Genomic DNA, 5,200 nt, shown 5'->3' on the forward strand with positions numbered 1-5,200 from the left:
TATTAAACCTAAATGCTTCTACACCTGATAATTCCCACAATTTAGTGTAAGCATCCAACTCTGCTTTGGCTTCTTTTGGCATAGCACCCAGTGAGTTAGAAATCATATAACAAGCAGTTTCAAGAATTGTAAAATGCTGACGATATTGTTGAGCTAGGATGTCCATAATTAGCGATAAATATGAGTTAAAATTAGAATAAAGCGATTTTTTGCATAGATGTATAGCAGTCCTAAATCATTTTTAAAAATAAATATAACCGCAGAGGCGCAGAGAGAGAAATCGGAGAGCACGACTAATTTAAAATTGCTATATATTCGATTGCTATTAAGTTATTTCGCCTCTCTACAGAATAGACACACGCTATCAAGAGCTATGAAACCTTATTTTATTTGAATAAAAACCTAATTTCTAAAAAGTCTAATTTAGATTTTTTAATATAAATTTTCTACTGTACAAGCATTAAACACTCGGCATTTATAGTGTTTGACAGAGCTTTTGGTTAGCTAGATATAACTCAGGAAAATACCGTTCCTCAGTGATAGACTTATTCAAATATTTCACCCAATCCGATCCAGCAGTTCCGTAAGACACCTTAGCTAAATGTTTGGTACTTACCTTCAGATGCATACGCTTCCAATCTGTAATGGAAACATCCATTTTTAGTAATTTTTCTGCTAACTCAATCAAGTCTTTCTCTTGTCCTTCAGCCAATAATGTTTCAAACAACTCTACAGCATCTTTGGAGCTAGATAGTCGCTGAGATACGATACTAATAAACATTGAGCGCAATGATGACTGCTTAACTTTGTCGTAGACAAAGTTAAAATGTGCAACGTCCTTATTTTTTAATTTGACAAGATTGGATATTGTGCCACCTAATTGTTGCTTATCTGAAATTAAGTTTTCCCAATAGAATTTTTCTTTCTCCGGCAATACCTGATTCCTGTTTTCGTGATTTTCTGAATTAGAGCCTGAACTTTCGCTAGGCGATGCTTTTCGTTCTAGACCTGCTAGAATTTCTATAATGCGAAATTGTGTAGATTGAAATCCACTCGCTGAACCTAAAGCTTTGCGAAAAATCAGGAACTCTTGAGTTGAAAAACATTCAATCAAGATATTAAAACTATTAATTAAAGTAGAAAAGTAATGATTAATTCTCTCAACTGCATTAGTGGCATTGGTGATATCGCATGGGGTATTGCTGAGGGCACGAATTGCACGCTCACCTTCGTGAATTATTAGACGGAACCACAACTCTGTTTGCTGATGATAAACCAAAAAAGTCATCTCATCATGGTAGTCAGTAATAGGTTTCTGAATTGAGAGAAGTGTTTCTAATTTAATATAATCATCATAATGTAAGTCTCGTCGCAGCGCAGTTCCTTCCATATAATCTAAGAAGCGAGCGCCATAACGCTCTTTTAGTAAACTAATTACCAATTCCAGTTTTTCATTCATCTTTTTATCAAAAAATTTCCGATAATTTTGCGACTTTAGTTTATTTTTCCGGTAGCGTCTAAATTGGATATATGATTGCTCCAAGCAATAAATTTCCGTCTAGTACACAGATTTTTTCCCGAAATTTGAGCGTACTTCCTTCACGAATAATCACATCCAAATATCGCCCAGCATTGAAGACATTGGTTGTACTATCAACCAAGCTCTCGAACACTATAAAGTTTGCTTGAGTGTGCAGTGTTGATTCAGAATTGCCAACAATACGGATATTGGAGATTAAATGTCGGCAGTAGCGAGGAGCATGAAAGCTGGTTTTTTGGATACCCGAAATGCGATCGTGCAGCATCCCAATTCCTTCACAGTACATTAGCGCCAGAGGTAGCCCGCGATCATAATTTTCACGAGTAACGATTTTATAAACACAATCTTCGGTAAAAAATGATGTCCAACGCTCAATCTCCTCATCAACGGCATTGGCATACTCGTAATAAAAAACTTCAAGTTCTTCACGAGATATTTTTTGGTCTAAATTTATGTAGTCCGTTGGCATAACTACACTCCCATCACATTTCGATAGTAGGTATAAAAGGCACGAATAGCCGACTCTGTTAGCATATGATCTGCATCCTCACAACCATTACCTCCCATTTTCAGGATGGCGGCTTCTCGATTGTAAGGATTAATTCCATTTTGTAAGCACTGCAAAATTTCACTATCATCAGCTGAGACATAACCTGCTGGGCCCATTAAATTTGCCTGTCGCAAACGCTGTGCCTTAATTTCAGGAGTGTCATCAGCATAGCCAAAGAAAGTCCAGACTAGTTCCGAGCGATCAGGACTACAAGGTACAATTTGACGGGTTGCCAGAGTATTAACCTGCTGTTGCACAATCAAATTAGGATAGAGAGTTTGCATCACACAAGTTTCATAACCTGGAAATTCATCAGTAGCTTCCAGCAATTGTGGCCCTTGTAACTTCATACTGTTAACAAATGAAGTTGTCTCTGTCTTTACTTCTTTCGATACCTGTTCTCCTTTACACGAAATCAAACAGGCATGACGACCTGTTTCATCTATGCGGACTTCGGACTTTTGATCCGCACGCCAGAGTCCAAATGTAACCAAAAAAGCATGGAGTATTGTGGCATGATAGGGGTCTTTGGTATTCTCGAAAATGAGTTTCCAATTGCTATTAATCACTTGCCGAAAATAGCCCAATACATATAACTCTCTGCCATCAAAGACACGATCAAAATAATTGAGCATCGTTGAACCTAAATATTCTTCAAAGGTCTCCATGTTTGGCTCAAATGACGCAAAAAAGACACCATGCCGCTCCGTAACATTCAATCTATGCAACCCATAGCTTTTAGGGTCAAAATCATCTGCCATACCACCCTGACCATTCACTCCTTTCTGAAACGGAATTCCTCGTAGATTTCCTTGAGTATCGAAGTTCCATTGGTGGTATGGACACTGAAACGATGTAGCATTGCCAAAATTATGCAAGCATAGTTGCGTTCCATGATGAGTACACTGATTGACAAAAGCATTCACAGTACCATCTTTAGCGCGGACAAGGATAATTGGTATACTTCCTACCGTAGTGCGCTTAAAGTCTCCAAACTTTGGAATCTCCGCATCAAGTCCGACATAATTCCAACTTCGTCCCCCAAATATGTGAATTTGCTCTTGTTTGTAAATTTCTGGGTCGGTATAGAACCGATAGGGGATCTCGGTACAAATAGTTTTATTAGAAACTTTTTTGTCAACAAAACTCGCGTCTGGAGGTGTTTTTTGCATACCTACTAAGCTCGATTTTATCCATTTTTACGAAATACAAACAGTAGCGCTTAAACTCTTATAGGGCATTACTTTGAGTTTTTGGACTTTATCGATAATCAGTGACATGGAAAAGATATTTGCCAAAAAACTAGGGTTTTTGCCAAATAAAGAAAGCCGCGTTCTTAATTTTGGATAAAGTCGAGCTAAGGGTAAGTTGGGAGATTCACATCAAGAAATGCTCTAAATTCCTCTTGTATGAAGCCAGTTAGTAGTTTTAGTTCGCAAATAAAATTAAGTTAACTAATTATTAGCTTTTTCTCGATTTCATTAGATTCAATAACTCATTAGTAAATAATACGGTGAGTCATATATCTTGATACATGTTAACCACATAAGTTTTAGATCGTCAAGCCCTATCGCTCCTTTATTTCTCATGCAAAAAAAATCTGAAAGCTTTGTTCAGATAGGGTTTTGCCTATTGAAATTTGTTTGGTGGTTTATGTAGTTATACATAGATACACATCTTTAGTTATACATAGAGGCATAAAGTTTGCCGCTAGCGATCGCTAATTGCATCCCCAGATATGACTTTCATCATTTAGCCCCAATTATTGTTTGCCCAAAGTTATAAAAGAGCGCTATGCCATTGAAGGAATTCTGACTAAGCTAATCGGTATTAAAATTACATCATCAGGGCGGGCTTTTCGGCCCACCCCACAAGATATTAAGAAAATTTTGATATGCAAATTAGATGTGTTTTAGCTTACTGCATCAGAAGCTCACACTCACCGCAAGCGGTAAGTGTGAGTAATTCACGCAATTCGAGTTACTTGCTGATTCACACGGGGACGACCAAAGCGTTCCCAAGCGCTCCCTCCTCGCAGAAATAGCTCTAAAAAGCGTAATGGTTCTCCTGAATCGCCTCTTGACCAACCGGAACTACCAGGAGCAAAGGCTAAAGTTCCTTCAGAAACTTTGAAGCTGCCATCAGAATACACTGCATCACTGACTACATCTCCAATGCGGATCACGATTTTGGTTTGAGGCTCCAAGTTAAGTGTATGGGCCCCAATAGTTGTTTTGATGTTGCCGTAGCCATCAATCCAGGCAATTCGATCTGGTGGAACATCTGGGATTTGCTCACTCTTAAAGCTATCTCCCAAAAGGCTAAAATCTTCATTCATAATGGCAGCCGCAGCCGGAGGAAACACATCCCGTGAGCGAAACTGCGAACCACCACGAGAAACGTTGACCGCTCGCAACTCCTTTGTATAGTCTTTGATAAAGGAGAGGGTGTAGCCTGCATTCACACCCACTACTTTTACACCATTAGATAATAGGGCATAAGTTAGTCCTTCACCTTCATTGTCTCTACGGGCTTCAGGATCATCCTGACGAGGGGCGCAGTTGTGATAAATTAGGCGATCGCTAGGGCCTGGGTTAAGTCCTAGTTGGGCAATCCAGAATCCCGTTGCCAAGGTACTGAATGCTGGAACCGAAAGCAAATGAATTTGGGCATGGGGAAAAGCCATCAGCAGACGTTGTGTGACTTCTGTAAATGCCGGATCTCCTGTACCGTAGTCTGCAATGACGCAGATAAACATTCTGCTCCTCCTTCCTTAGGTAGTAATTTGCAATCAATAGTTAGGCAATGGGTGATGTTCAAATATCTCAGTAAACCTGCCTCATCAGCAGTTTAGATGTGATCTCAACTATATGCAAGATTTCTACTACTGGAGTTTAGACTAAATAATAGGACTTACGCAAACTCTACGATTCTTGGCGTTCTTGGCGTTCTTGGCGGTTCGATAAATTAAGCTTTTTAGTACTTTTTGCGTAAGTCCTAAATAAGAAAAAACAGGGTGTCTGATTGAATACAGACCACTGTCAGCAAAAACGCCGGAGTAACCACCTACTTTCACCTGCAAATATGAAACGTTTCAGACTAGAAGAATT

At 39.0% G+C, this 5,200-nt stretch carries 4 protein-coding genes; all 4 read right to left on the bottom strand.

Features of this window, described 5'->3' with window-relative positions:
• Positions 1-475 precede the first annotated feature (475 nt).
• Complete coding sequence (locus LC574_RS25560) at positions 476-1,459, bottom strand: tryptophan 2,3-dioxygenase family protein (protein WP_229456345.1); 984 nt, start codon at positions 1,457-1,459, stop codon at positions 476-478.
• Positions 1,460-1,517: 58 nt separating this feature from the next.
• Entirely contained in the window at positions 1,518-2,009 is a 492-nt protein-coding gene (locus LC574_RS25565) for an aromatic-ring-hydroxylating dioxygenase subunit beta (RefSeq protein ID WP_229456346.1), read from the bottom strand.
• 2 nt (positions 2,010-2,011) lie between these two features.
• A complete protein-coding gene (locus tag LC574_RS25570; RefSeq protein ID WP_229456347.1) occupies positions 2,012-3,262 on the bottom strand; it encodes a Rieske 2Fe-2S domain-containing protein in 1,251 nt (416 codons plus the stop codon).
• A 794-nt stretch (positions 3,263-4,056) separates the two neighbouring features.
• Positions 4,057-4,848: an S-adenosyl-l-methionine hydroxide adenosyltransferase family protein gene (locus LC574_RS25575; RefSeq protein ID WP_229456348.1), complete on the bottom strand. Its 792-nt coding sequence runs from the start codon at positions 4,846-4,848 to the stop codon at positions 4,057-4,059.
• Positions 4,849-5,200 lie beyond the last annotated feature (352 nt).

The organism is Nostoc sp. CHAB 5715 (assembly GCF_020829685.1).
Taxonomy (GTDB): Bacteria; Cyanobacteriota; Cyanobacteriia; order Cyanobacteriales; family Nostocaceae; genus Nostoc.